Source organism: Streptomyces sp. NRRL S-87, from assembly GCF_000719335.1.
Classification (GTDB): domain Bacteria; phylum Actinomycetota; class Actinomycetes; order Streptomycetales; family Streptomycetaceae; genus Streptomyces.
The window spans coordinates 1-1,441 of the sequence record NZ_JOGB01000157.1 but is presented as its reverse complement, the minus strand read 5'-3'; the positions used below and the strand labels follow the sequence as shown (position 1 = coordinate 1,441).

Here is a 1,441-nt window from a genome sequence, read left to right as displayed (position 1 = left end):
ACCCGGAGCATCCGGGCCCCGGCGGCTGGTCAGCACCAGGCGCTCGGCACCCGCACCCGCCAGCCAACGGGCCACACGACCACCCAGCGCACCCGTACCGCCGGTCACCAGGACCGTCCCGGACGGGGTCCAGGTGTGGTCGGTCCGTCCGCCTGCGGCACGCACGAGGCGGCGTCCGAAGAGACCGGAGGAGCGTACGGCGACCTGGTCCTCGCCGGTACCGCCGGCCAACACGCCCGCCAGGCGGGCCATGGTGCGCTCGTCCCACGTCTCGGGCAGGTCGACCAGACCGCCCCAGCGTCCGGGGAGCTCCAGCGCGGCGACCCGACCCAGACCCCACGTCTGCGCCTGCACCGCCGAGACGAGGCGGTCCGAGCGGCCGACGCTGACCGCGCCGCGGGTGACGCACCACAGCGGTGCCTCGACCCCCGCGTCGCCCAGCGCCTGCACCAGGCCTGCCGTGGCCACCACGCCCGCCGCCTCGTCCAGCGCGAGCAGGGACACCACGCCGGCGACACCGTCGGTGTCGTACTCGGCCAGCAGCCCGGCCAGGGCCGCCCGGTCCGCGCCGGCCTCCACGACGACGCGCCTGACGTCGGCGCCGCGCCCGGCCAGGGCGTCCACCACGGCGGTGTCGTCCACACCGCCGGCCGGAACCGCCACCAGCCACGAGCCGGACAGCCGCGCACCGGACGTGCCGTCGGCCAGCGGCCGCCACGACACCCGGTAGCGCCAGCGGTCCACCTCGGACTGCGTGCGCAGGCCACGCCGCCACGCCGAGAGGGCCGGCAGCGCCGGCAGGACCGTGCTCCAGGCGTTCGCATCGTCCGTGTCGAAGGTGGCGGCGAGCGACTCCAGGTCCTCGCGCTCGACGGCGTCCCAGAACAGGGAGTCCAGCTCGTCGGCGGTACCGCTCCGGGTACCGCCGCCCGCCATCGGCAGCCAGTAGCGCTGGCGCTGGAAGGCGTACGTCGGCAGCTCCACCCGCCGCGCGCCCGAACCGGCATAGAAGGCCGTCCAGTTCACCACGACACCACGTGCATCGGTCCGGGCCAGCGCGGCCACGACGGTGTCCGCCTCGGGTCGACCGGTGCGTAGGGCCGGCACGAAGGCGGCGCCGTCGCCCGTCACGCACTCCTGTCCGAGGGCCGAGAGCACACCGTCGGGACCGAGTTCGAGGTACGTCGTCACGCCCGCGGCCTCCAGAGCCCGCATGCCGTCGAGGAAGCGGACCGCCTCGCGGACGTGCCGGACCCAGAACTCCGCCGCAGCCATCTCGTCCGTGACCACGGCACCGGTCAGGCAGGACACGACCGGGATCCGCGGCGCGGCGAACGACAGGCCCGCCACCACCTCACGGAAGTCGTCCGACATCCCGTCCATGTGCGACGAGTGGAACGCGTGGCTGACCGTCAGCTGCTTGGTCTTGCGACCCTGGGCC

General features: G+C 74.9%; 1 protein-coding gene. It reads right to left on the bottom strand.

Translation table 11 applies throughout. From position 1 onward, the window contains the following. Positions 1-1,441: KR domain-containing protein (locus IF43_RS0135505; protein ID WP_030211118.1), on the bottom strand; the 1,441-nt coding region annotated here is incomplete at both ends.